The organism is Oscillatoria sp. HE19RPO (assembly GCF_024220515.1).
Taxonomy (GTDB): Bacteria; Cyanobacteriota; Cyanobacteriia; order Cyanobacteriales; family Laspinemataceae; genus Laspinema.
This window is the reverse complement of record NZ_JAMXOT010000169.1, coordinates 1-25835: the sequence shown is the minus strand read 5'-3', so window position 1 is coordinate 25835 and position 25835 is coordinate 1. Positions and strand designations below refer to the sequence as shown.

Below are 25835 nucleotides of genomic sequence, written 5' to 3'. Positions count from 1 at the left end.
CGCAATGCTTGCGCCCTCCGGAGGGCGCAAGCATTGCGCCCCTACATTGACTACTCTATTGAGCAGTCACTGCAAACGAACGTTTTGGAGATTTTATTTTTTGGAGTTCCCTTAGACAGAATTCCACCGGCGATCGAGACTGTCTCGCAGGTCAAAAAAATCATGCCACTGCAAATAGGGTTTTTGGCGGTCCGTTAGATAGGTGGCAAGGCGATCGCGCGCAAACACCACCCCCGCTTCCATCCCCAAATTCAAATCCGTCACCGAATCCCCGATCGCCACGGTTTCCTCTGCCGAATACCGCCTCATCACCTCAACCTTATTGACCAATTCCGTGCCCGCTTCAAACTCGGAATGGACCCGCAGATACTTGGCACCGAGATCCACTTCAATGGCATGAATCGCCAAAACCCGGTGTTTCAAAGGGCCTAATACCGTTTCTACCATTCCCCGCAACCCGCCAGAAACAATGGCGATCGGCACCCCTTGGGTTTCCAAAAAATCCAGAAACTCCACAAACCCCAGTCGCATCGGTTCCCCCTCCATAAACGCCAAAATCTCTGGATATTGGGCCGAGGGAATCGATTCCAGGGTCTGTCGCACGCCATCGCGCAGGGTTAAGCGCAAGGCATAGATTTCCGGCAGCAGTTCTCGCGCCAGGTTCGGAGTGAACTCCTGCATCATCTTCACGAAAGTATCTTCCGTGGTAATGGTCCCATCAAAATCACACAAGACAATTCGTTCAAAGGAATCCGATTTCACAGTTTTTTGCTCAGGGTTCAGTAGAAGCTATAGAAAATAACAGATTTCACAGCCCAGGCCGTGAGAAATATAGAATTAAGACTATTCAACCGACGATCGATCGCCCTTGTCAAGAAGATCTATCGCTTCTGAGTTCTGAGTCTTCTCCTTGTGGGTATAATTTGAACAGCCCGGGGCTTTTAGTCGTGGGATTGTCAATGTTCGGCCCCGATCATCGTTTAGAGTGTTGCTGCCATGATCTTACCCCGTCAAATTGAGTTTCAGTTGTCCCTTCCGGGCGATCGCCAGGACGTAGATTCTGATTCCGTTCACCCCTTTCTCCCCCAAAACAATCAAGCTTTCCAAGCGCTCTTTGCCTCCGCCTTAGATGCCATGATGATCGTCGATCGCCGGGGCTACTACTTGGATGCCAACCCTGCCGCCTGTTCCTTATTAGGATTACGACCGCAAGACCTGGTCGGATATAACCTCAGAGATTTTACCACACCGGAGTTTGACTTCGACCAATCTTGGCAAACCTGGTTAGCACAAGGTCAAATCTGCGATCGCGTTCGCCTCATCCGCCCGGACCGGGAAGTGCGAGAGGTAGAATATGTTGCCCAGGCTAATTTTTGGGCTGATTATCACCTGCTAATTTTCCGAGATGTTACCAACTGCCAACCCGTACCAGACCCAATTCAACACCTCATCCCCAATCAGGACATCTCCCGTTTCCCCTCCGACTCTCACCTGATGCTGACCCCACAAAATGAAGCAGAGTATCGCTTTCAACAGCTTACCCGTCATCTTCCTGGGGTGATCTATCAGTTTCGCCTCCTTCCTGATGGTCAGTCTTATTTCCCCTACGCCAGTGACGGGTTAAGAGACATTTATGGCGTTGCGCCGGAATCCGTGCGTGAGGATTCTGCCCCAGTGTTTGAATCCGTCCATCCCGAGGACCTGCCGCGAGTGACCCAGACGATTCTAGAGTCCGCCAAGCAGCTTACCCCGTGGCATTGTGAGTATCGAGTTTGTCATTCCAATGGCCAGGTTATATGGGTTCTCGCCCACTCCACCCCCCAGGCAGAACCAGATGGGAGCATCACTTGGTATGGCTATATTCGGGATATTACCGAACTCAAAGCCCGGGAAAAGGCACTGCAAATGAGCGAAAGTAAGTTTCGCAACCTGATTGACAATCTCAACGATATGGTATTTATCATTGATCCTGATGGGACGTTTAGTTATGTCAGTCCGACGTTTGAATCCATAATGGGATATATAGATTCCGATCTGTTACATCATTCCTTTGCCGAGGTTGTTCATCCTGAAGATCTAGAAATTTGTATCAATGCGTTTGAGCGATCGCTGCAACAAGAAAATGTCCGGGGACTTGAATATCGAGGATTACATAAAAATGGTCACTATTACTGGCATTCCACAAATGTATCAGCGTTGCTTGACGATCAAGGACAAGTGATTGCCTGTTTAGGAATTGCCCGATATATTCACGATCAGAAACAGGCCGAAATTGCAGTCAAAGAAAGTCATATTCGGTTACAACTGGCTCTGGATAACACCGGGACCGGGACATGGGAATGTAATCTACAGACCAATGAGATGGTTTTTTCTAACAATCAGTGGAAGAAATTTTTGGGCTATGATGCAGAAGAAATCATTGACCAGGAATTGCTCTGGGAAAATCGTGTCCATCCCGAGGATCGAGTTCAAATGTATCAAGAGTTAGAAAAACATATTAAAGGTGAAACAGAAATTTATAAGAATGAACATCGGGTTCGCTGTAAAGATGGTTCGTATAAATGGAATTTAGCGATTGGTAAAATCGTGGAGTGGGATGATGAAAACAACCCGGGGCGGTTTATCGGGATTCATAGTGATGTGACAGATCGCAAAGCCAATGAACTCGCGCTGTTTGAACTCACAGAACAACTGCAAAAAGCCCAAAGAGTTGCCCATCTGGGCAACTGGTCCATTGATGTGACCACCAAAGAACTCACTTGGTCTGACGAAGTTTTTCGGATATTGGGCATGAATCCAGACCAGGCAGAACCAAGCTGGACTGAACATTTGGAACAATTTCATCCGGATGATCGCGCCTTCCTCCAAGCGCGGGCCATGGAAGCGCAGGAAGGGATTCCTCAAAACTTCGATATTCGCATCCTCCGTCCGGATGGAGAAGTGCGATATATTAATGTCCGGGCTGAACTGGAGTTTCGGAAGAATCAAGTGGTGCGAATGTTTGGGACAACAATGGATATTACCGAACGTGCATTGACGGAAAATGAACTGGACCAGTCCCGAGAATTGTTAAGAACAATTCTGGATGCCTTGCCGCAGTCGGTAGTCTGGAAAGATCGTCACAGTGTGGTGTTGGGCTGCAATCAAGCCTTTGTCAAGGCGTTTAGGGGAAGCAGTCCAGAGGAATTTGTCGGCAAAACCGATGAGGATTTTTGTCTGAGTGTAGAAGAAGCAACCCATTACAAAAATTGCGATCGCGAGGTGATGACGAGCGATCGCCCACTGCTGAAATTAGTCGAAACCAAGTCGAACCCTGATGGCAGTCACAGTTGGATAGAAACGACTAAGATCCCCCTGCACGATCGCACCGGGCAAGTAATGGGGATTGTGGCTATCTTTGAGGATATCACAGAGCGCATCCAAGCCGAAGCCGCCCTGCGAATCAGTGAGGAAAAGCTGCGATCGCTCTTTCAACTGTGTCCCTTGGGGATTACCCTCAATGATATCCAGGGTCGATTTATTGAAGCTAATCCTGCCACCTCCAATATCACCGGCTATACTCTAGAGGAATTAAATCAGTTGAGCTACTGGGATTTAACCCCAATAGAGTACGCCGAGGATGAGGCAAGGCAATTAGAATCCCTCAATACCATTGGGCGATATGGTCCTTACCAGAAAGAGTATATCCACCAACAAGGGCATCGGGTGCCCATAGAACTGATTGGGTTAAAATTTGAGGGCTCCGATGGGGGAGAATATATTTGGTCAGTTCTAGCGGATATTACGGAACGAAAAGCCGCCGAAAAAGCCTTACAAGAGAGTGAAGCTCAGACTCGTGCCCTGCTTGAAGCCATTCCGGATATGATGTTGCGCTACAACCGAGATAAAGTCTTCGTAGATTATAAATGCTCGCCACAGATGACCCCGTTAGTACCCCCGGAGCAATTTATAGGCAAAAATTTATATGAAATTTTGCCAGACTTTCTGGCACAACCGACCGGACAATTGATTGAAGAAACCTTAACGACTCAACAGATGCAGTCATTTGAATACGAACTGGTGATGCCCGATGGCGTGCGAAACTACGAAGCTCGGTTTTCACTCTGTGGAGAGGATGTGTTCTCAATCATTCGGGATATTACCGATCGCAAACAAGCCGAAGCACGACTCCAAGCCTTGCTCAAGCGCACCCAACTATTAAATCATATCAGTACAGAAATTCGCAATAGTCTCGACCTGGATACCATTTTGCAGAATGCGGTGAATGCAATTTTTGCTGAAATCGAGATCGATCTGTGTACCTTTGTTTGGTATCACACAGACACCGAACCTCACACCTTAGAAGTCGTTAAAGAACAGAAAAATCCCCAACTAGCCAGTTGGCTAGGTTTCTATCCAATGGATAATTTCCCGCTACTCTTTGAGCAGATGGTGCAAGGGAAAATATATCGGTTAGATCGGGTGGCTAATTCTAGTGATGAACCGTTAAAAGCCTGGTGTGAACAAGCCGGATTGGGAACCTATTTGATTTTACCGATCCATACGTCAGGAGTGCGAATGGGTGGGTTTGAAATGGGGAGAATCGCCAGCGATCGGCCCTGGCAGGATGATGAACTGGAACTGTTGCAGAGTATTGCCACTCAGGTGGCGATCGCCATCTATCAAGCCCAATTGTACCAAGATTCTCAAGCCAAAAGCCAAGAACTCCAACAAGCCTATCGCGAACTCCAAGATACCCAAGTCCAGTTAATTCAAGCCGAAAAAATGTCCAGTCTCGGTCAGTTAGTGGCTGGGGTTGCCCATGAAATTAATAATCCAGTGAGTTTTATTTATGGCAACCTAGCTCACACCTCGGATTACACAGATAATCTGTTAGAACTGATTCAGCTTTACCAAAACTACTATCCCAATCCCCCTGATAAAATTACCGAATTCATGGAAGAGATTGAATTAGATTTTCTCATCAGTGATTTTCCTAAAATTATTAAATCCATGAAAAATGGAGCTTCCCGGATTCGCGATATTGTCCAGTCTCTGCGGACATTCTCACGGTTAGATGAAGCAGATTCTAAAGCGGTAGACCTCCATGAAAATATTGAAAGTACCTTATTGATTTTACACAATCGCTTAAAAGGTCATGGGAAAGTTCCAGAGATTCAAGTCATCAAGCAGTATGGGAACTTACCCCAGGTTGAATGTTCCAGCAGTCTGCTCAATCAGGTATTTATGAATCTGTTAATGAATGCGATCGAGGCAATTGAAGAACGGCGCAACAGTTTACCCCCTGAGTTACTATCTAATTATGTAGGTTGTATTACCTTGAAGACCCATTTTTTACTCGAAAATAGGGTCTCTATTGTGATTCAAGACAATGGGATTGGCATGAATGCCTCGGTGCAGGAAAAGCTATTTAATCCTTTTTTTACCACTAAGGCGATCGGGAAAGGAACCGGGATGGGATTGCCAACCAGCTATCAAATTATCACCGAAAATCATCAAGGAATCCTGCGCTTTTCTTCGACGGAGGGTGTTGGCACTGAATTTGCGATCGAGTTACCCTTGAAATAACCCCAGCAGAACCCTTAAAATTCTCCCCTATGATGGCGATCGCCGCGTCTAAATCATTCTGACCCTGACCAGAAAGAAGCCGTCTTTTCTGTTACTTTAATTTTTTGGAGTTAGAGAAGCTTGACAACTGGGATGGGTGCATGATATATTTAGCCTCTCTTGAAATTCCCCAACTTTCCTAAAAATTGTGGGAGCAATTAAAAATAGAGACCCTCATTGAGTCTCAAATTAAAGCCCCAAAGAAAACATGAGGAGAATACATAATTTACCACCTCGTTAATCCTAGGAGTCATCTTGATGCAATTATTCACAATTGGCCATTCTAATCACGAAATAGACACATTTATCCAACTCCTGCAACAGCATCAAATCGATGCCTTAGCAGATGTTCGTTCCCATCCCTACAGTCGATACTTACCCCACTTTAACCGCACCCTCCTCAAAGAATCCCTAGAAAAAGCAGGCATTAAATATGTCTTTCTCGGCCAAGAATTAGGGGCAAGACCCAGCAACCCGGATTGTTATATCGAGGGAAAAGCCCTTTATGAAAAAATTGCCGCCACCCCAGACTTTCAAGCTGGACTCAATCGGGTCCTCAACGGGTTAAACACCCATAAAATTTCCCTCATGTGTGCCGAACAAGACCCCCTCACTTGCCATCGCGCCATCTTAGTCTGTCAACATCTGCGGCAGCATAATCTTGAAATTAACCACATTTTAAAAACCGGCCAATTGGAACCGCATCACGACTTAGAAGAAAGAATGCTCGTTAAACAGGGATTAAGCGAATACCAGAACAATCCCAACAATCAACCTATCCAACTTTCCTTATTTTCAGAACCCAATAACGACTTGCCAACCCGAGAAGACTGTTTAAAAACAGCCTATCAATTGCAAGGCGACCAAATTGCCTACATCGAAAAAACAACGGAGAATGATGAACAATAATATTAATTTATTTACAATTGGCTTTACCCAAAAGAGTGCAGAAACCTTTTTTACAACCCTGAAACAAGCAGGAGTTAAACGCATTATTGATACTCGATTAAATAATGTCTCCCAATTAGCTGGATTCGCAAAAAAACACGACCTGCAATACTTTTTGAAAACCATTTCTGACATTGAATATCTTCATATTTTAGACTTAGCCCCCACCATAGACATTCTGAATGAGTATAAAAAGGGTAAAGGGGAATGGTCGATTTATGAACAGAAATTCTTGCACCTGATAGAGACTCGGAAAATCGAGAAAAAAGTGACGCCAGAACAGCTTGATGGGGCCTGTTTACTCTGTAGTGAAGCCCTACCGCATCACTGCCATCGCCGCCTCGTGGCAGAATACCTCAACGGAAAATGGGGGAACGTGAAAATATGTCATCTGTGAGAAGAATTATCTGTTTGGCGAACTCCTGGAAACACCAGGAACGCTGTATCGCTGGAATTGACTATGATACGGGCAGATGGATTCGTCCCGTCTGCGATCGCTTATACCCCGAAGATGGCAGAGTTCCCATCTATGTTCGCCTCGTAGAAGGCAGAGAACCAGAATTACTGGATATTTTAGAAATCCCCCTCGATGATACCGGACCGGATTTCGGCTTTGAATGTGAAAACCTTTCTATTCTACCCGGACAATGGAATTATCTAGGAAAAGCCACTCTCAATGATATCCGCAGGCAGTGTTTAAACTTTAAATATATCCTCCACAATTCCGATAAATCCGTGAATCCTTCCGATTTAAAAACCCGACCCTTTCATCACCGTCGCACCCTCCAACTGGTAAAAATAAACAATTTTTACATTCATAAGCATACGAATTACAAAGGACAAAATCAGTGGCGCGGAACAATAGAAACCGCCAATGGATGCAAACTCGAAAAAGCCAAAATTACCGATCCGGTATTCGTCCAAAAATTAGAGTCTGGACATCAACCCTCCCCTAATTGCCTTGTCACCGTCAGTCTCAGTATTCCTTGGGCTCCTTCAGACTGGGAAGGTGAACCTCCCTGTTGGAAACTCATTGCCGGTGTCATTGAACTGTAAAGGAACTGCCGCCGAAACTGGAGTTCCTGCTTTTAGGATCGGGGAAAACGACAGTTGCCTATCTGCAATATCTGGGGAGAGGTTGGTGTTATGATCCCTGTAGTATTAAAATAGGCGGAGTATCGCTTTGATAGCTAATCGTTTCCAGGGCTGGATCCAGTTAGCCAGACTATAGCGATACCCAGTACAGCGAGGACTTACCCATTTTCCCTATCGACGGTAGGGTCAATTCATTAAAAGGATCTATCATTGAGGGTTCACTCTCAAGATTTGTATCAATCGGGATAGTCAAACTTAGTCAACCTATTTTGGGTTATTTAGACCTTACTTAGGTAATTCAAAACCTTTGTTAATCTTAGGAGTAACTTGGAGGAATTTTCATGGCGATCGCATTTCAGGGTGCTTACATTCAAGATTTTAATTCTCTAGCAAACAATGGGACAAATCATGCCTGGACCAATGATTTTACCTTGCCGGGATGGTATCTATTTCGTCAACCAGAACCTGGAAGCGAAGTGTTCACTTATGACGCGAATCACGGAGGAAGTAATAAAGGGAGTTTTTATAGTTATGGAGTAACCGATGACTCCGATCGCGCTTTAGGAGGACTCGGTTCAGGGGGTGCTTATTTTGGGGGTCCAGCGACTGGAACCATAGCCGGATGGATTGCTTTTGCTGCAACCAATACCACAGGTTTACCCATTAATAGTATCACCCTGGATTTTGATGGCGAACAATGGCGAAGGGGGGCAAATGCAACGCCGCAAACAATGGTGTTGGAGTATGGATTGGGAGAAACATTTGATACAGTTCAAACTTGGAATAACCCCGGGGGAAATTTTGATTTCACCTCCCCTTTGGCTTCGGCAACAGGTGGTGCAGTCAATGGAAATATGGAGGGTTCACTTGCTAATCAGGGGGGGACAATCCATGATTTAACTTGGGAGAATAATCAAACCCTGTGGATTCGGTGGGTAACCCTCAACGATGAGGGACATGACCACGGATTGGCCATTGATAATTTTAGTTTGGCTTGGTATAATGCTATTATCACCGAGTCTGACGGCAGCACAAATGTCACGGAAGGAGGAGCGACGGATACCTATACGATAGTTTTAACCAATCGACCCACTGCTGAAGTAACGATTACGATTAATCCCGATCATCACACAACAACTGGGGTTGATTCTGTGATATTTACTCCTGAAAATTGGGATGAACCTCAAGCCGTCGAAATTGTGGCTGTTGATGATAATCTTGTAGAAGGAAATCAGATCGGAACGATTACTCATACCGCTACATCTACCGATCCGAACTATAATGGAATTAGCATCGATCCAGTCACGGCAAATATCACCGATAACGATAGCGCTAATAATCCTCCGGTGGTTGTGAATGCGATCGCTGATTTAACCGCCACGGTATCCACTCTATTTAACTTTACCCTTCCCGCAGATACCTTCAAGGACCCCGATGGCAATCCCCTCAGTTATTCTGCCACCTTAGATGATGGTAGTGAGTTACCCCCTTGGTTAATCTTTAACGCCACAACTCGTACTTTCATCGGAACTCCTCTGGAAAATAATATCGGCAATATCAATATTAAAGTCACCGCTTCCGATGGTAGTCTTTCCGTTAGTGATATTGTTACCTTGGAAGTCAGTCCAGTAACACCAAATCCAGAATTTGAAGAAGAAGACTCTCCCGAATCGGAAGCTAACAATCCTGACTCAGAAGCTAACAATCCTCCCGAATTGCCCGAAAATTCTCCAGAATCGGAAACGAATCCTCCCGAATTGTCCGAAAATTCTCCAGAATCGGAAACGAATCCTCCCGAATTGTCCGAAAATTCTCCAGAATCGGAAACGAATCCTCCTGAATTGTCCGAAAATTCTCCAGAATCGGAAACGAATCCTCCTGAATTGTCCGAAAATTCTCCAAAATCGGAAACAGAATCGGAAACGAATCCTCCTGAATTGTCAGAAACTCATCCGGAATTGGAAACAGAATCGGAAACGAATCCTCCTAAATTATTAGAAACTCCTCCGGAATTGGAAACAGAATCGGAAACGAATCCTCCTGAATTGTTAGAAACTCCTCCGGAATCGGAAACGAATCCTCCTGAATTGTTAGAAACTCCTCCGGAATCGGAAACGAATCCTCTCGAATGGGTAGAAAACAGCCTAGAAATAACCGAGATTGGCTTTATTCAACTTCAAGGATTTGGACCCATTGGACCTTCTTATTTTAAAGCACTTCTTGCCAACGAGGAAATATCAGATTCTCCTCTCTCCTCCTCACATTTCATTCAATTAGAATTCCACGAAGCAGAAAAATCTTCCAACAATACTTTAATAGAAACTTCCGATTCAGACTTGATTCAAGCTATTGCAGGAGATAACTTTATCCAAGAATTAGGTGGGAATGACTCTCTTTTTGGGGGAGAGGGTCATGATATTATTCAAGGCAATCCAGGGGATGATTTCATCAAAGCGGGTAATGGAACTAACTGGATTCATGGTGGAGAAGGAGAGGATACTCTCGTGGGAGGAACAGGTGTAGATATCCTCTATGGAAACGAGGGAAATGATTTAATTTATGCCGGGTCCGGTGATAATTTTCTCTATGGCAATCAAGGAAATGATACCCTGATTGGTGGGGAGGGGAATGATGTGCTGTATGGGGGGAAAGGGGATGATTTATTGATAGGAGGTAATGAAGAAGATTGGTTGTTTGGAGATTTAGGAAATGATATCCTAATGGGTGGAGAGGGACCGGACCGCTTTATTATCCGTAAAGATGCCGGAGTTGATTTGATTGTTGATTTTACCGAAGGAGAGGATTTAATTGGGTTGTCACAAGGATTAACCTTTAATGATTTAACCTTTAATCAAGGAAACAACGGCCTATTGATTTATGCTGGGGATGAGTTACTTGCCATTTTGAATGAGATGGATATTTCTGTGATTAATCCAGATAATTTTTTTGAAGTGGGGTAATCTATAAAGGGGTGATGTTCACGGAGTGACGGATGTTGACGGTAGGGGGTTGTGACTCCTGTAGACTCTGAATTTTTGCGGATCTAAATCCCTTCTAACCATTGAGAAAACATCGATCGCTCGGATTTATCTGACTCGCAGCTTTTATCGGGGGTTTTGAACCCCCGATGGTTGATGCAATTCGCTCTTTATGATGCCTTTCTAATCCATCCATTTAGGGTAAATCGGCTATCTAAGAAGTTTCTGGATGGGCAAATTACGGGGCGAACTTCGTGACAACAGCTACTGATAAAGAAGATGATGCTGTTGTTGGTTGGGGGAATATCGGTATAGGATTCGGGCATGGAATATAAGGTGTCCGAGAGTTTTAAGGTGTCGTATATTCGCAGTTGTCCGCCGCTAAAGGGTTTGGGTTCTCGGTGGAAGTAGTAAATGTAACTGATGATTCGATTAGAGGTTTCGGAGTCTCCGTTATCATTATGGGCTTTATAGTAATGTTGGTGATTATGAGCGGTGATTTGCGCTTCGATTTCGCTAATTTCAAAGGGAGGAAGGCCCAGGTGGTCCCGGACTTCGGGCAGCACTTGTTTGATTCGTTCTTTGATGAGTTCCCCGAAGTCTTGGAAGTAATAAAATATTTTCGATCGCCGATAATTCGGTTCGTCAATGCCGATTCTACTGTCTTCAAATTCTCCCTGATTTTCTATCACGTAGTTGAGGATTCGTTGGTTTTCGGCTTCACTCAAAAAGTTCTGGATTTTCAGAAATTTGGATTCGATGACAATCGGTGCGGAAGCTGCCAACTGGGACTGAGTGGGTTCGGTTTCTGGGGCAATTTCCGGCAGGGAAACGGGCGGCTCGGTGGCGATCGCCACGATGGAACGACTGGGAAAGTATAGGGTAGGTCCTCCATCTTCCATCGGAATCTGGAAGAGTTTATTCGGTTGCGATCGCTCAGGGTGAGAACGCAGGGCGATCGCTTCTAGCATATCTTGCAACAATGGCGCATCCGATGGCAGGGACAATTCACACTGATGTCCCCCGGCAATCAAGAGCATTACATGGACGGTTTGTGTTTCGGTGAGATTCGATGTCATACGCTGAAGTTTATAGCAATTGGACTTTAAGACATAGGGAAAGTGAGCAAAATCTTACCCGGAAATGGTTTCCGGGTAGCCATTTCCGGTTAACCCGATCGCCGTATCCATCCCTGTACCCGGAAGCAGCGATCGCGAAATGCTGGGGAGTTCGGATACACTCGTAGCACTTCATAAGCGTTACTTGTCAAGAAAAATACAATACTATTCTGACGCGGTTCTATGGTTTTATAGGATTGTGCGGCACTCACTTGATGATTCACAAGCTGACTATCATAAACTCGCACTTCTCCCCCAGTAAAAGGTTTGGGCGTTTGATAGAAAAAGTACATGAAGTTTAACACCCTTAAGGCAGTTTCGGGACTATTTCCATCGGTAGAAATTCCCTCTCCCTCAGTGGCATGATTCGGAATCTCCTCTGCTTCCATTTCCGCCAAGGGAAACCCTTCCAATCCCAACTGAATCAGCACATCGGGAAGCATCATTTGCACCCGGTGTAACAGCACTTCTCGCGAACGTGCAAAGGATTGAGGCGTCGGCAACTGAATCCCACTAGATGCGGTCCCTTCCTGGGGAAAGATCGTCTCAATTAATTGCTGGTACTCTGCCGGTTTTAGAAAATTATCCAGTTGCACAATACTGGATTCAATGAGTTGCTGGGGTTGTTGGGGACTGGGTTCCGGTTGTGGAGATAGCGGTTGTAAGTTCAGGGATTGCACCGAAATGGGAGGAATGGTGGCGATCGCCGCGATCGCATCCCGAGGAATGTACAAACAGGAATCATCCTCTTCATTGGGAATTTTAAACACCTCTTTTCCCCCATTCTTCCCCCGATTGCTTAACGCTTGGAACAACTCTTTCAGCAACGGTTCATCCCGGGTTAAAGACAGTTCATATTGATGACCTCCCGTCATCATCACAATCACTTGTACGCGGTTCAATTCGAGTTCCCTAGCTTCCATTTTTATCTTTAATCTCCTGGTTTAATTTCGAGGAGGGCTGATGGTAGATTATTAGTCTACACTCCTGAGAGCAACCCCCTCGCCCGTTGTTTTTATTTCTTGATTAGGCCACTTTAGGCATCAAAGTTATTCTCAAATGCTAAATTCAAGAAAGACACAGAAATAGACACATCCAAAGAGCGCACTTGATGCCACCATCCCACGGGTAAAAATAGCACCTCTCCCGGGCCAACAATTAACTCAATGATATCCAACTCCTTGAGTTGAGGATAGCGCTCAAAGTTGGGCTTTTCCAAGTCAATATTGCTGAAAAAATTCCCATAAGCGTGCAGTAAATGTTTTTGACTGGGCGGAATTAAGCGCACCCGTTTCCGTCCATAGACTTGACAGAGGAAGGTATTTAAAGGGTCAAAATGCAAGGGTGTAATCGCCCCTCCTGGTCCAAACCATAACACCATGCGATTGACGTCTTTGGTATCGGTTAAATACTCGGGAAATAGTTCGATATCATCCAGCAGTCCTTTCAACCCTTCCCGGCTAAAGTTACCATTGTAGGCCCCCATATAGTAATCATTGGTTTCGCCCCCTTGCAGAACCCGATCGACAAATTCACCGAATAGCAGCATTTTTTGATGCTTATTTCGATACCATTCATACTGCCGATTGGATTCTCGATTAAACTGGGCACCGACGATAACGTGACCGTAATGCTCTTTAAAATATTGGGGATTCCACAAAGAACGGGCTTTCCAATTATCCATCAAGTCGGTGAAAATCACGGGCTTGTTTCTAATATAAAAGCGCTCTAAAAATTCCGGACCGGAAACATGGGGAATTCTTTCGAGTTGGCCATAATTAGGAGAAAGTTTTTCCAGCTTATGGTAAATATTGAGTTGCCATTCCAGGTGGTAAATTGGATCGTCCGGTGCGATATCTTCCCAGTTTTCGAGGGGTTTTGGTTCCTCTGGGGTTGCCACGGAAACCGCAGGATCAGTGGCGATCGCCACTAAGGATGGGGCGGGAAAATACAAAGCCCCTTTTCCCTCTTCAATGGGAATTTGAAACAGTTTACTTTCGCTCTTTTCCGGTTCCGTTGTTAAGGCTTGAAATAGTTCCCCCAGCAATGGCGCATCCGGCATTAAAGCGATTTCACATTGATGACCCCCGTCGAGCATTAACATCACTTGCACCAGTTGCGAGTCATCTGCTGTGGCGATCGCCGAGTCAACGCTGATGGGTTCAGCTATCATGGGTTCCGGTCCTCTATCAACCTTCATTTTCCTCCTTACCCCCTAGATATTGTAATAATTACTAATCCAAAAATTCGTAAAAGAAACCGAAATTGAAATATCTAATGCCTCCACATGATGCCACCATCCCACCGGCAAAAATATCACCTCTCCGGGTTCTAAAATCACCTCAATTATTTCCACATCCTTAAAGCGGGGATATTTCTCGTAATCGGGATTGAGTAAATCCACCTCACTGTAAACCCCCACCTGATTATAAAGCAAAGCTTTTTGGTTGGGAGAAATCAGGCGAATCCGTTTTCTGCCATAGACTTGGGACAGCAGCACATTGCAGGGGTCGTGATGCAACGGGGTAATTGTCCCTTCCGGACCAAACCAGAAGAAAATACAAGCAGTTTGGTTCGAGGGGTCAATATACTCCGGGAAAATTTCCACATCTTGAAGCAGAGGTTTCAACTCAAAACTATCAAAGTTCCCATTAAAAGGCACCATATAATAATCATTGGTTTTCCCCCCACTGAGGACTAAATCCACATAGTCTCCCATCTTCATTTGTTGGCGGTGCTTTTCTTTTTCCCGCTCAAATAAAGGGTTAGATTCCCGATTAAATTGAACTTCGACACCAACCTCGCCATACTCTTGCTTTAAAAACTCTGGATTCCAGCGAGACAATGCCTGCCAATTTCCCATGATGCCGGTTAAAATCACCGGGGTATTCTGGGCAAAATAATTCTCAAAAAACTCCGGACCCGAGAGAGACTCTACTCGTTGAACCTGATTATAATTCGGGTTTAATTTCTCTAACTGTCGGTAAATATCGAGCTGGATTTCCAGTTTTTGAACCTGGATAGCTTGCGCCGCGATTTGAGCTTCTGCTTCTTGGCTTTTTTCATCCAGGATTGCTGAAGCGGCTTGAAAATAGGGATGAGCTGAAACCGCTTTGACTTCTGCGACGGCCATCCGAATATCAACCCCCCGTTGAACGAGAATATCCACGAGGTGACCATCGGGAAGCTGGCGCAATTTATTGGTCACAATCCATCGTTTCCACTCATTCGACAGTCCCGATTGGGCAGGACTGATGAGGTTCCCTTGCCAAATTTCAGTTTGCATAATCCTCTCTAAGTAAATCGTTGTGGTCCAGTAAAATGGTCAACCAAAATTTTAATGAAATAACCCCTATATTTGCTAACTGTTTTAAGGGGATTTAACCCATGATAGCGAACAGGCGAGCGGGGGTTTTAGCCCCCGCAAATCCTTTAATGATAGAAGTGACGGATGCCGGTACAAACCATCACTAAACCGAGTTCATTGGCTGCGGCAATGGAATCACTATCCCGCAGACTTCCGCCCGGTTGGACCACGGCGACAATGCCTGCTGCTGCTGCGGTTCGCACTGAATCATCAAAGGGGAAAAATCCATCAGAGGCGAGGACCGCACCCTGGGCTTTTTCTCCGGCTTGTTCCAGGGCTATTTTAACAGACCCAACGCGATTCATTTGACCCGCCCCTACGCCTAAAGTCGTACGATCGCCCGTCACCACAATCGCATTAGATTTAACGTGCTTGACGACCTTCCAGGCAAAGAGAAGTTCCGCGAGTTGGTCTTCCGTGGGCTGTTTTTCCGTGACCACTTTCCACTCCGTCGGTTCCGCGATCGCATCATCAGACTCTTGCACCAAAAATCCTCCGGCGATCGGCTTAATCGTCTTCTTGGGTCCAGTTTGTAAATCCGCTAAGGTTAAAATTCGCAGCTTAGATTTCTTCGCCAAAATTTCTGCCGCTTCCGGTTCACAATCCGGGGCCACCACACATTCCAAAAAGGTTTTAGTCAGTTCCGTTGCCGTTGCTGCATCTAAAGGACGATTGCAAGCAACAATTCCCCCAAAAGCCGACACTGAATCCGCTGCTAACGCTTTTTGATACGCCTCAACCAGGGTATTTGCCATCGCTACACCACAGGGATTGGTATGTTTGAGAATGGCAACTGCCGGATCTTCGCGACTGCCAGGAAATTCCGCAATAATTTGACGGGCGGCTTCTAAATCAATTAAGTTGTTGTAACTTAACTCTTTCCCTTGCAGTTTGTTCGCGGCTGTCCATCCCGTGGGCGCGATTCCTACCTGATACCAAGCTGCCGCTTGATGGGGGTTTTCCCCATAACGCAGGGATTGAATTTGATGTCCGCTGATGCTAAATGTATCCGGCAGGGTCGGATGTTGGGTTTCGGCATTTCCTGCGGTATCCAGATAAGTGGCGATCGCCCGATCGTATGACGCCGTATGCCAAAAAGCCGTTCTCGCACAAGATAGGCGAAACTCAGCGGACGCTTTCCCGTTACTCCGCAATTCTTTTAAGTAACTGTCATACTGCCCCGGATTACATAATACGGTCAGATGGGCGTGATTTTTCGCGGCGGCCCGGAGCAGAGTGGGACCACCAATGTCGATATTTTCGATCGCATCAGCAAAAGTTACCCCTTCCTTGGCGATCGTTTGTTCAAAGGGGTAAAGATTGACCACCACTAAATCAATCGGACGAATGTCGTTAGTTTCTAAATCTGCCCGGTCCTCCGCGAGGTCCCGTCTTGCTAAGATGCCACCATGAATCCGGGGATGCAGGGTTTTGACCCGGCCCCCTAAAATTTCTGGGGACCCGGTATAGTCGGAGACTTTTGTCACCGGCAAACCGGCTTCTTTGAGCGTTTTTGCGGTCCCGCCACTGCTGATGAGGTCAAAGCCGAATTCCTCAACTAAGTGGCGGGCGAGGTCGATTAACCCGGTTTTGTCAGATGTGCTCAACAGTGCCAGACGCGCCATGATGAATCATCCTTTGAGAGTGTGGAATTTGGTCTCTACTAGGATAATCCTTCCTTGGATATTTCTGTAAAATTTTTGTCTTGTTTTTCGGTTCCGAAATTTTTGGGGCAGGAGTTGACGGACTCCGGTTAACCGGGATTGTGAGATGTGGGGGAAGGTGAGAGAGACCGACGGTTTGCGACAACCAAGAGTGGGGGTTGTCGCAATAGCCCCATCGGTTGCCCTTACTTTTTGACTTCTTGGTAAGCTTTGACAGCTTGCCAGAGGAAAATGCCTGCTACGACTAGGGTAAAGGAAATTTGAGCGATTAAGCCATTAGAAATGGGCAGTTCTAAAGCGAGGATCATATTCTGACGCACCTATAAAAACAACTAGGGTTTGAAGGTCTCTAGGGGGAAGGCGATCGCGCCCGGGGAGACCGATGATTTATTTATAACTCAAAATGAAGGGGTTTTTATCAATTTAATCCCGTCTTTAAAACAAATCGCTCCTGCAAGTTGAACTTACAGGAGCGATTGTTTGTTGGATGTACCCATGAACAGACCTAATTTCCTCAATCTAGTTGGCCCTCTTTGGAGGTTCATAAATTGACTATCCTCAATGCAGCAGTATTGGTTACTCAAAGAGTCTTGCTCTAGGGTTCACTGAAGTCGAGACGAACTGATTTTTTCAACTTTTACTTCACTTCCGGAATGGTTGAGCCGATAAACCCAAAGTTGTTCCTGACTGGCAATTTTGACTTGAACAGAGGGTGGGGGTGTCAGACTGCAATCGGCGGCGATCGCCGAACACATCCCTTCTATCTCTACTTCCGGTTCGCTCTCCACGATGGCAAGTGCCGATTTGGGTAAACCCGAGTCCGTGGATACCGCTTGCAATACTTGGTCAGCGGCGACTTCCGATAAGAGTTCCACGGTTGCCGGATTCGCATTCGCAACTTGAGGGGGACTGCCCGGATCGCGCCAAGCGATATGAAACCAATATAATAGTCCCGTCACGACGATGGCCAAGAGAATGCGATCGTAGGAGTGGACCACATCATCCACGGGTTGTTCTGGATAGGAATCTGGGGTAAGTTCTTTCACAATTAGCCTCCCGAATCGGTGAAATTGGCATAAGGGTTCTGTTGTAGATGTCAGTTGCACCCCAATTTCGCAAGGCTCCGGAAAATTGCTCCTGTTCTGAGTTTCCGGTGAGTAGAGAGAGTTTATAACAATGAATTACCTGTCCTGTGCCGGTTAAATGGCGGAAACGGAATCTTGCAATTCGTTCCTGCCTTCTGCCGCGATCGCCTGAAGATTTTTCCCCTATTCTCTATGACTATTCTAACTGAAACTTTGTTTCCTAAAGCGGAACACCTAGGCTGGAAATTCCCTCACAGAGCATTTTGCTGGTTTTTATCAGAGGCTTGATCTCCGTAAATACTCTAGGGTCAAACTGCTACTGGCATCCTGAGCGAATTCATTTTATTATCTCATCTTTTTTCATCATATTTTCCTGATTTTCCTCAACATTTATTAATTTTTACCGACTCTTCAAACTACGGCCTGAGTTATAGACAGTTTATCACCCTTTTCCGGCCTAATTCAGCGTCAAAATTTACAAAATCTTTAAAAAATTAGAGGAAACCCTGTGCAAATTCCCGATTCCCAATGATTACTTATAATTAATTCATCATAAGTAACTGACAACTGACTGAACATTCAGCTAATTTTGGGCAGTCACCGACCGGAGGTCAGAGGACCCCGTACCCCCTGTCAGGGAGGGTAATAAAATGGTAAAGTGAACTCCAGTGCGCTTAAGAACATCAGCTCCAGGCTAAACAAGGATTCTGTTGGGAGCGATCGCCTTCGCTTCACCCACTAACCTAGGGAGGGTAAGGCCAGTTTCTAAAACAGGAGAGTTGGCATGGGATAACCGAGGCTTGGCGCTGATCTGTCGTTGAAAGGCGCGAGGGATACCCGTCCCCTCAGTCATTTTTCCTCCCCGGTCTTAAGACGCGGGGGTTTCCAAATGTCCAAGGAGGCTCAAGTGACAGAAGAACAAAAACAGCAAGAAAAAACACAAACAGAATGGGCAGCGGAGAACTCCGGCGGAGCATCCAATTCCGCTGATGACGCATCCGAGGCAGCCGCCTCCGATGAATGGGGTCATCAAGGGAAAGTGCAGGACGCCCCTGGGGAAGCTGGGGTAGAAGAGAATAGCCCAACCGAAACAGCCGAACCCGCCGCCGCGCCGGAAACCTCGGACGCCAGTCCCGAAGAGTTCATGGCGATGGAAGCCTTAGTCCAGGCTAATCAAGCTTTTACCATTCAGTTAGAAGAATTAAAAAGCCAATATGCCAGATTAGCCGCCGACTTTGACAACTTCCGCAAGCGCACCCAAAAAGAAAAGCTCGAACTCGAAGCCCAAGCCAAATGCGCCACCATCCGCGAATTATTATCCGTCGTGGATAACTTCGAGCGAGCCAAAGAACAAATCAAACCCCAAAACGATGGGGAAATGAACATTCATAAAAGCTACCTGAGCGTTTATAAGCAGATGGTAGAAAGCCTCAAACGCATCGGCGTCTCCGCCATGTATCCCAAGGGAGAAGAGTTCGACCCGAACTTCCATGAAGCCGTGATGCGCGAACCCACCCGGGAATATGCCGAAGGCATCGTCACCGATGAATTCCGCCGGGGTTATATGCTAGGCGATCGCGTCTTGCGACACGCAATGGTGAAAGTCGCCGCAGCACCCGAAGACGACGAAGAAACTCCAGCCTCAGAAACTCCGCAGAGTCCTCAAGAATAACCTCACCCTCAGCGATCGGCGGCATCCCAGTCGCCTGATCCCCGGTCCGAATCGCTCGCACCAACCCAGTATCCTCCCCCCACTCCGTCGCCCCCTTTCGCGACGGGAACCCACCCTTCCTCCAATTGCCACGCACACCTTAATCGCCGAACCGCTATGGGAAAAGTCATCGGAATTGACCTCGGGACCACCAATAGTTGTGTTGCTGTCTTAGAGGGCGGTAAACCCAACGTGATTAGCAACACCGAAGGCGGACGCACCACCCCCAGTATTGTCGGAATTGCCAAAAACGGCTCCCGGGTTGTCGGACAGCTTGCCAAACGCCAAGCCGTCACCAACGCCGAAAACACCGTCTACAGCATCAAACGCTTTATCGGTCGTCGCTGGGAAGACACAGAAGAAGAACGATCCCGAGTTCCCTACCCCTGTACCAAAGGCAGAGACGACACCGTAGATGTCAAAATCCGGGGGACCACCTACACCCCCCAGGAAATTTCGGCCATGATCCTGCAAAAGCTCAAAGAGGATGCCGAAGCCTATCTCTCAGAAGAAGTCACCCAAGCGGTGATTACCGTTCCGGCTTACTTTACCGACGCTCAACGCCAAGCCACCAAAGATGCAGGCACGATCGCCGGATTAGAAGTGCTGCGAATTATCAACGAACCCACCGCCGCCGCCCTCTCCTACGGCTTAGACAAACAAGGACAAGACCAAACCATCCTCGTTTTTGACCTCGGAGGCGGGACCTTAGATGTCTCCATTCTCCAACTCGGAGACGGCATCTTTGAAGTCAAATCCACCTCCGGCAACAACCACCTCGGCGGGGATGACTTTGATACCACCCTGGTCAAATGGATGGTGGAACAATTCCGCATCAATGAGGGGATCGACCTCTCCGTCGATAAAATGGCCGTCCAACGGATTCGCGAAGCGGCAGAAAAAGCCAAAATTGAACTCTCCTCTCGGGAAACTGCCGCCATTAACCTCCCCTTTATCAGCGCCGACGAAACCGGACCCAAACACTTGGAAATGGAGTTGACCCGAGAGCAGTTTGAAGAACTCGTCAGCAATTTGGTTAAACTCAGCTTAGAACCCGTCGCCCAAGCGATTAAAGATAGCACCCTAAGTATCGAGGCAATCGACCGGATTATCTTAGTCGGCGGTTCGACGCGGATTCCAGCGATTCAAAAAGCCATTAGTGATTATTTTGGCGGCAAAGAACCCGATCGCACGGTCAATCCCGATGAAGCGGTGGCGATCGGGGCCGGAATTCAAGCCGGGGTCCTCGGAGGGGAAGTCCAAGATGTCCTCCTGTTGGACGTGACTCCCCTCTCCCTCGGCATCGAAACCCTGGGCGGCGTTTTCACCAAAATTATCGATCGCAACACCACCATTCCCACCAGCCGCGCCCAAACCTTCTCCACCGCCACCGATGGCCAACGGGAAGTGGAAATCCATGTCCTGCAAGGGGAACGGGCAATGGTCAAAGATAATAAAAGCCTAGGCAACTTTATCCTCGATAAAATACCCCCCGCACCCCGAGGGGTTCCTCAAATCGAAGTCTCTTTTGAAATTGATGCCAATGGCATTCTCAATGTCACCGCCACAGACAAAGGCACCGAACGAGTCCAAAGCATCCAAATCACGAGCACCGGCGGTTTGAGCGACGAAGAAATCGAGAAAATGCGTCAAGATGCCGAAAAATATGCCGACGAAGACCGCTATCGCAAACAAGTTGCAGAAATTAAAAACCAGGCTGAAAGCCTGTTCTATAATTATAAAGCGACTTTAAAAGATAACGTGGCTCTGTTGAGCGATGAGCTCAAGGCAGAACTCAAGGACCGAGGGAAACAGCTCAAAGCTGCCCTCGAAAATAAAACCATTGAGGTGGAAGAGCTTAAACAGCGAATGTCCGCATTCCAAGAAACTCTCTTCTCCGTGGGAATTGCCGTTTATCAGCAATCCAACCCACCGGAAGAAGAAGAGGAAAAAGAAGAGGCCAATCCATCTGAGTAATTCCCTTGCGGTCCTTAGACTGACGAGGGAATCAGTGGTTGGGTCTTTTTTAGGGAAACCTGCTCCTCTGGGGTGGCGATCGCAATCTGAGGGTTGGGTTGGGGGGAGACCTAACCCCCCAGCCCCCTTCCCTACGAGGGAAGGGGGAGCCGGAAGGGGGAGTTTCAAAGCCCTTTCCCTACGAGGGAAGGGGTTTGGGGAGAGGTCTCTTGGGTAACCTACCATCTGGAGACCTAACCCCCCAGCCCCCTTCCCTCCGAGGGAAGGGGGAGCCGGAAAGCAATCCCAGCAAGAAAAAATTGGATTATTCTCCCTACCTTCTTAGGTCTCAAAGCCCCTCTCCTCTTAGGAGAGGGGTTTGGGGAGAGGTCTCCCCCCTGATTCCCAAAACCGAACCTTTCCGGGGTTGTCGCCCCCAAATGACAGTCCATTGCTTGCGTCCCTTTTGTTTTTTATTTTTACCAGAAGCGCTCTATGGCCCGCGATTACTATGAAATTCTAGGTGTTGCTCGCACTGCTGACAAAGAAGAGATTAAACGTGCCTACCGCCGGTTAGCGCGCAAATATCACCCAGATGTCAATAAAGAAGAGGGCGCTGAAGAGCGCTTTAAAGAAATCAATCTCGCCTACGAAGTCCTCAGCGAACCGGAAGTCCGTGCCCGTTATGACCGATTTGGCGAAGCCGGAGTCGGTTCCGCTGCCGGAGGTCCCGGGTTCGGCGATATGGGCGATATGGGCTTTGCTGACATCTTTGAGAGCTTTTTCAGTGGCTTTGCAGGCGGTGGCGTTCCCGGTCAACAGGGCCGCAGAAGAAGCGGACCCGTGCGTGGGGATGACCTCCGTCTGGATTTGAAACTGGATTTCCGCGAAGCAATTTTTGGCGGCGAAAAAGAAATTCGCATTTCTCATCTGGAAACCTGTGGCGTCTGTGTGGGAACTGGGGCCAAACCCGGAACTCGTCCCCGCACTTGTCCCACCTGTAATGGTGCAGGACAAGTCCGCCGCGCTACCCGTACCCCCTTTGGCAGTTTCACTCAAGTCTCGGTTTGTCCCACCTGTAACGGGACTGGGGAAACCATTGAGGATAAGTGCGAAGCTTGTAATGGGGCCGGGGTCAAACAAGAGACGAAGAAACTCAAAATTAATGTGCCACCCGGGGTAGATAATGGGACTCGCTTGCGGGTTTCTGCGGAAGGCGATGCCGGGGCCCGGGGTGGTCCGTCGGGGGATTTGTACGTTTATTTGTTCGTGAATGAAGATGCGGAGTTTCAGCGCGACAATATTAATATCCTCTCGGAAATTAAGATTAGTTATCTTCAGGCGATTTTGGGATGTCGTCTGGATGTGAATACGGTGGATGGACCCACGGAACTCACGATTCCGGCGGGTACTCAACCGAATACGGTGATGAAGTTGGATGGAAAAGGGGTTCCGAAGTTAGGGAATCCGGCAGTGCGTGGGGATCATCTGATTTCTGTGGCGATCGAGATTCCCACGAAGTTAACCGCAGAAGAACGGCCCTTGCTGGAACAGTTGGCGAAACTGAAAGGCGATCGCACGGGGAAAGGGGGTAAAGGATTTTTAGGAGATTTGTTTAACAAGTGACCCAAAATCTAACCTCTGAATCCGATTACCCGACTCTGGATCTGCGCGGAACTCCTTGTCCAATGAATTTCGTGCGGACTAAACTGCGCTTGGATAAAATGAATCCCGGGGAAGTGCTAGAAGTCTGGCTGGACCCGGGAGAACCCATCGAACAGGTTCCCGATAGTCTGGTGATGGATGGACATAGTATGGAATTGATTGAGGACCGAGGGGGGTTTTTTGCCATTCAAGTTCGACGTGCGCCCAAATCTGCATGAGTAATGGCAAGGATGAAGCAGAGACCCTGATGGGGGCAAGGACCCCAAGCGATCGCCTCTCAGAAAATGGCGAGTTAGAGACAAGGGGAGGGAATCCCGACTGCGGGAATATGTCCCCCCCAGACGATCGCCCGGAGTTGCTTTCTCCTGTGACTCCGGATGAGTCTGAATCTCGGATTACTGGGACGGTTGTGGCAGTCCAGGCGAATTATTATCGGGTACAGTTGGATCGAGCAGTTGCTACGGCATCCACTCTGCTTTGTACCCGGCGATCGCGCTTGAAAAAAATCGGGCAGCAGGTGATGGTAGGCGATCGCGTGGTGATAGAAGAACCGGATTGGGAAGGTGGCAGAGGTGCAGTTGCCGAAGTCTTCCCCCGACAAACGGAACTGGATCGTCCGGCGATCGCCAATGCCAACCAAGTGCTCCTCGTCTTCGCCATAGAAGAACCCACCCTCGACCCCCATCAACTCACCCGCTTCCTGGTTAAAGCCGAATCCACTGGATTATCGGTATTGTTATGTTTAAATAAAACCGATTTAGTCTCAGAAAAAGAGCGAATTGAGTGGCAAGAACGGTTAGAAAGTTGGGGATATCAACCTTTATTTATTAGTGTAGAAACCGGAGTAGGGATTGATGCCGTGCGCGATCGGCTCAAAGATCAAATCACCTTAATTTCCGGACCCTCCGGCGTCGGCAAATCCAGCTTAATCAACCAACTCATCCCCTTCGCAACCCTGCGCGTCGGCGATGTCTCCGGCAAACTCGGACGCGGACGCCACACCACCCGCCATGTGGAATTATTTGACCTCCCCACCGGAGGACTCCTAGCAGATTCCCCCGGATTCAATCAACCCAACCTCGACTTTCCCCCGCGAGAATTAGCCGAATATTTCCCCGAAGCGCGCCAACGCCTGCAAGAGGGAACCTGTCAGTTTAGCGACTGCTTACATCGGGACGAACCCAACTGCGTAGTCAGTGGAGATTGGGAACGGTATGAGGATTATTTAGAATTTCTGGAAGAGGCAATTATCTATGAAGAAATCCTCTCCCAACAAAGCAATCCCGAATCCAGCATGAAGGTTAAAAGCAAAGGCAAAGGAACCGAGCAAAACGAACCGAAGTTAGAATCTAAGAAATATCGGCGCGTTTCTCGACGGTTTGAACATCAAAATTTAGAACAATTATACCAGGATTTTGAGGAAGAAGAAAACCAGGAATTTTGAAACCTACCCCACGGGAACATCTCAATTCCTCTTGATAAAATATAATAAGTTGCAAGATAAAACCATGCTAGAAATCACCCTGAATTGGAAACCTGACCCCCAAACCTTGATCAAACGGTAGATACAACATAACAGGAGCTAGACATGACCCTCAATGAACTCTTGCCAGACATTGAGCAACTCAACCTGACGGACAAGCAAAAACTGTTTGAACTTCTCGATCGCGAACTGCACCCAACCCCCTACAAGCCAGACCCCGAACTCCAACCCGAAAACTTTGAAAACGAGGGCCAGTGGTTAATTGCAGTCTTTGAGCACCACTTCAGTGCGATCGAACCCAGCGAAATTCCAATCCAGCCACGGGAATCCATCCGAGTGGACGAAACCCTGTTTGGCGATCCATGAAAATCATTCTCGATACCAACGTGATTTCGGAACTCATTCAGCCGATGGGTTCCAGCATCATCCGCGAATGGTTAGCCAGCCAAAAGGGTGTATCACTGTACACAACCAGCATTACCCAAGCCGAAATTCTTTATGGTATTCAAATCCTCCCAGAAGGACAGCGACGACAGAAATTGCTCGACGGAGCATTGATTGTCTTTGAGCATTACTTGCCCGAGCGAATTTTAGCATTCGAGCAAAAAGCCGCTGAACTTTATTCCCAAATAGCTGCTTACCGCAAACAAATTGGTCGCCCCATCTCGCAATTTGATGCACAAATTGCAGCCATTTGCAGAGTTCACCAAGCAACATTAGCCACCCGTAACACCCGCGACTTTTTAGATTGTGGAATTGATTGGGTTAATCCGTGGGAAGCAAAGTGATGAACAGCTTTCCCCTCTAAGTCGAGAAACCGGGTTTCTTTTCAAAATTTAGGTGAGAACGCTCCAGATAGTCGCAGAAACCGGGTTTCTAAGTCCATTGCTGGAGGGAGAGAAAACGGGTTTCTAATCCAGGGGAGTGTCCCCAAGTTGAGGTTCACGAAAATCCACCTCCGGTCCCCTCCCCTTGGCAAGGGGAGACGTCAGGTGGGGTCCCCACCTTGAGGTTAACCAAATCCACCTCCGGTCCCCTCCCCTTGCCAAGGGTAGGGTTAGGGTGGGGTCCCCACGTTGAAGATACCCAAAATCCACCTCCGGTCCCCTCCCCTTGCCAAGGGTAGGGTTAGGGTGGGGTCCCCACGTTGAAGATACC

Annotated in this window: 20 protein-coding genes; 12 read left to right on the top strand and 8 right to left on the bottom strand. The window is 47.4% G+C overall.

Going from position 1 to position 25835, the window contains the following annotated elements; translation table 11 throughout:
• Positions 1-111: 111 nt before the first annotated feature.
• Positions 112-762: an HAD-IB family phosphatase gene (locus tag NG833_RS16295; protein WP_254566341.1), complete on the bottom strand. Its 651-nt coding sequence runs from the start codon at positions 760-762 to the stop codon at positions 112-114.
• A gap of 234 nt (positions 763-996) precedes the next feature.
• On the opposite strand from NG833_RS16295, the gene NG833_RS16290 reads away from it, so the two are divergent.
• From NG833_RS16290 to NG833_RS16270, 5 genes are all read left to right on the top strand, one after another.
• Positions 997-5568: a PAS domain S-box protein gene (locus NG833_RS16290; protein ID WP_254566340.1), complete on the top strand. Its 4572-nt coding sequence runs from the start codon at positions 997-999 to the stop codon at positions 5566-5568.
• Positions 5569-5865: 297 nt separating this feature from the next.
• The gene (locus tag NG833_RS16285; RefSeq protein WP_254566339.1) at positions 5866-6516 is read left to right on the top strand and encodes a DUF488 family protein; all 651 of its coding nucleotides are present in this window, start codon (positions 5866-5868) and stop codon (positions 6514-6516) included.
• The gene (locus NG833_RS16280) at positions 6506-6952 is read left to right on the top strand and encodes a DUF488 family protein (protein ID WP_254566342.1); all 447 of its coding nucleotides are present in this window, start codon (positions 6506-6508) and stop codon (positions 6950-6952) included. The genes NG833_RS16285 and NG833_RS16280 overlap by 11 nt, the downstream gene beginning before the upstream one ends.
• The gene (locus tag NG833_RS16275; protein WP_254566338.1) at positions 6940-7611 is read left to right on the top strand and encodes a hypothetical protein; all 672 of its coding nucleotides are present in this window, start codon (positions 6940-6942) and stop codon (positions 7609-7611) included. Before NG833_RS16280 ends, NG833_RS16275 begins: the two co-directional genes overlap by 13 nt.
• Positions 7612-7991: 380 nt before the next feature.
• Positions 7992-10610, top strand: a complete 2619-nt coding sequence (locus NG833_RS16270; protein WP_254566337.1) for a putative Ig domain-containing protein — start codon at positions 7992-7994, stop codon at positions 10608-10610.
• Positions 10611-10798: 188 nt separating this feature from the next.
• Here NG833_RS16270 and NG833_RS16265 read toward each other — a convergent pair whose 3' ends face one another.
• The 7 genes from NG833_RS16265 to NG833_RS16240 form a co-directional block, all read right to left on the bottom strand.
• Positions 10799-11707, bottom strand: coding sequence for a 2OG-Fe(II) oxygenase (locus NG833_RS16265; protein WP_254566336.1), 909 nt, complete (start codon positions 11705-11707; stop codon positions 10799-10801).
• Between the two features lie 89 nt (positions 11708-11796).
• Positions 11797-12669 carry a 2OG-Fe(II) oxygenase gene (locus NG833_RS16260; protein WP_254566335.1) on the bottom strand — a complete coding sequence of 291 codons (873 nt, stop codon included), beginning with the start codon at positions 12667-12669 and terminating at the stop codon, positions 11797-11799.
• Between the two features lie 113 nt (positions 12670-12782).
• On the bottom strand, positions 12783-13919 hold the full coding sequence (locus NG833_RS16255) for a cupin-like domain-containing protein (protein ID WP_254566334.1): 1137 nt from the start codon (positions 13917-13919) through the stop codon (positions 12783-12785).
• A gap of 42 nt (positions 13920-13961) precedes the next feature.
• Positions 13962-15032 (bottom strand): cupin-like domain-containing protein, encoded by a 1071-nt coding sequence (locus NG833_RS16250; protein WP_254566333.1) that lies wholly within the window; start codon positions 15030-15032, stop codon positions 13962-13964.
• A 146-nt stretch (positions 15033-15178) separates the two neighbouring features.
• A complete protein-coding gene (purH, locus tag NG833_RS16245) occupies positions 15179-16738 on the bottom strand; it encodes a bifunctional phosphoribosylaminoimidazolecarboxamide formyltransferase/IMP cyclohydrolase (protein WP_254566332.1) in 1560 nt (519 codons plus the stop codon).
• A 224-nt stretch (positions 16739-16962) separates the two neighbouring features.
• Positions 16963-17085 (bottom strand): hypothetical protein, encoded by a 123-nt coding sequence (locus NG833_RS30470; protein ID WP_256556016.1) that lies wholly within the window; start codon positions 17083-17085, stop codon positions 16963-16965.
• A 294-nt stretch (positions 17086-17379) separates the two neighbouring features.
• Entirely contained in the window at positions 17380-17823 is a 444-nt protein-coding gene (locus NG833_RS16240; RefSeq protein ID WP_254566331.1) for a hypothetical protein, read from the bottom strand.
• Positions 17824-18751: 928 nt separating this feature from the next.
• Here NG833_RS16240 and grpE point away from each other — a divergent pair.
• From grpE to NG833_RS16205, 7 genes are all read left to right on the top strand, one after another.
• On the top strand, positions 18752-19534 hold the full coding sequence (grpE, locus tag NG833_RS16235; protein ID WP_254566330.1) for a nucleotide exchange factor GrpE: 783 nt from the start codon (positions 18752-18754) through the stop codon (positions 19532-19534).
• 156 nt (positions 19535-19690) lie between these two features.
• Entirely contained in the window at positions 19691-21550 is a 1860-nt protein-coding gene (gene dnaK, locus NG833_RS16230) for a molecular chaperone DnaK (RefSeq protein ID WP_254566329.1), read from the top strand.
• Positions 21551-22024: 474 nt separating this feature from the next.
• A complete protein-coding gene (gene dnaJ / locus NG833_RS16225) occupies positions 22025-23155 on the top strand; it encodes a molecular chaperone DnaJ (protein WP_254566328.1) in 1131 nt (376 codons plus the stop codon).
• 62 nt (positions 23156-23217) lie between these two features.
• The gene (locus NG833_RS16220) at positions 23218-23412 is read left to right on the top strand and encodes a sulfurtransferase TusA family protein (protein ID WP_375293918.1); all 195 of its coding nucleotides are present in this window, start codon (positions 23218-23220) and stop codon (positions 23410-23412) included.
• Positions 23409-24638: a small ribosomal subunit biogenesis GTPase RsgA gene (gene rsgA, locus NG833_RS16215; RefSeq protein ID WP_254566326.1), complete on the top strand. Its 1230-nt coding sequence runs from the start codon at positions 23409-23411 to the stop codon at positions 24636-24638. Before NG833_RS16220 ends, rsgA begins: the two co-directional genes overlap by 4 nt.
• A gap of 144 nt (positions 24639-24782) precedes the next feature.
• Positions 24783-25043 (top strand): hypothetical protein, encoded by a 261-nt coding sequence (locus NG833_RS16210; protein WP_254566325.1) that lies wholly within the window; start codon positions 24783-24785, stop codon positions 25041-25043.
• The gene (locus tag NG833_RS16205) at positions 25040-25465 is read left to right on the top strand and encodes a type II toxin-antitoxin system VapC family toxin (protein WP_254566324.1); all 426 of its coding nucleotides are present in this window, start codon (positions 25040-25042) and stop codon (positions 25463-25465) included. Before NG833_RS16210 ends, NG833_RS16205 begins: the two co-directional genes overlap by 4 nt.
• Positions 25466-25835 lie beyond the last annotated feature (370 nt).

What these genes read in the sequence shown, in the direction of transcription:
- NG833_RS16265 (WP_254566336.1), bottom strand. Translation starts at nt 11,707, where the DNA reads ATGACATCGAATCTCACCGAAACACAAACCGTCCATGTAATGCTCTTG.
- grpE (WP_254566330.1), top strand. Translation starts at nt 18,752, where the DNA reads ATGTCCAAGGAGGCTCAAGTGACAGAAGAACAAAAACAGCAAGAAAAA.
- NG833_RS30470 (WP_256556016.1), bottom strand. Translation starts at nt 17,085, where the DNA reads ATGATCCTCGCTTTAGAACTGCCCATTTCTAATGGCTTAATCGCTCAA.
- NG833_RS16220 (WP_375293918.1), top strand. Translation starts at nt 23,218, where the DNA reads ATGAATTTCGTGCGGACTAAACTGCGCTTGGATAAAATGAATCCCGGG.
- NG833_RS16260 (WP_254566335.1), bottom strand. Translation starts at nt 12,669, where the DNA reads ATGGAAGCTAGGGAACTCGAATTGAACCGCGTACAAGTGATTGTGATG.
- NG833_RS16255 (WP_254566334.1), bottom strand. Translation starts at nt 13,919, where the DNA reads ATGATAGCTGAACCCATCAGCGTTGACTCGGCGATCGCCACAGCAGAT.
- NG833_RS16280 (WP_254566342.1), top strand. Translation starts at nt 6,506, where the DNA reads ATGAACAATAATATTAATTTATTTACAATTGGCTTTACCCAAAAGAGT.
- dnaK (WP_254566329.1), top strand. Translation starts at nt 19,691, where the DNA reads ATGGGAAAAGTCATCGGAATTGACCTCGGGACCACCAATAGTTGTGTT.
- rsgA (WP_254566326.1), top strand. Translation starts at nt 23,409, where the DNA reads ATGAGTAATGGCAAGGATGAAGCAGAGACCCTGATGGGGGCAAGGACC.
- NG833_RS16285 (WP_254566339.1), top strand. Translation starts at nt 5,866, where the DNA reads ATGCAATTATTCACAATTGGCCATTCTAATCACGAAATAGACACATTT.
- NG833_RS16270 (WP_254566337.1), top strand. Translation starts at nt 7,992, where the DNA reads ATGGCGATCGCATTTCAGGGTGCTTACATTCAAGATTTTAATTCTCTA.
- purH (WP_254566332.1), bottom strand. Translation starts at nt 16,738, where the DNA reads ATGGCGCGTCTGGCACTGTTGAGCACATCTGACAAAACCGGGTTAATC.
- NG833_RS16210 (WP_254566325.1), top strand. Translation starts at nt 24,783, where the DNA reads ATGACCCTCAATGAACTCTTGCCAGACATTGAGCAACTCAACCTGACG.
- NG833_RS16250 (WP_254566333.1), bottom strand. Translation starts at nt 15,032, where the DNA reads ATGCAAACTGAAATTTGGCAAGGGAACCTCATCAGTCCTGCCCAATCG.
- NG833_RS16275 (WP_254566338.1), top strand. Translation starts at nt 6,940, where the DNA reads ATGTCATCTGTGAGAAGAATTATCTGTTTGGCGAACTCCTGGAAACAC.
- NG833_RS16205 (WP_254566324.1), top strand. Translation starts at nt 25,040, where the DNA reads ATGAAAATCATTCTCGATACCAACGTGATTTCGGAACTCATTCAGCCG.
- NG833_RS16290 (WP_254566340.1), top strand. Translation starts at nt 997, where the DNA reads ATGATCTTACCCCGTCAAATTGAGTTTCAGTTGTCCCTTCCGGGCGAT.
- dnaJ (WP_254566328.1), top strand. Translation starts at nt 22,025, where the DNA reads ATGGCCCGCGATTACTATGAAATTCTAGGTGTTGCTCGCACTGCTGAC.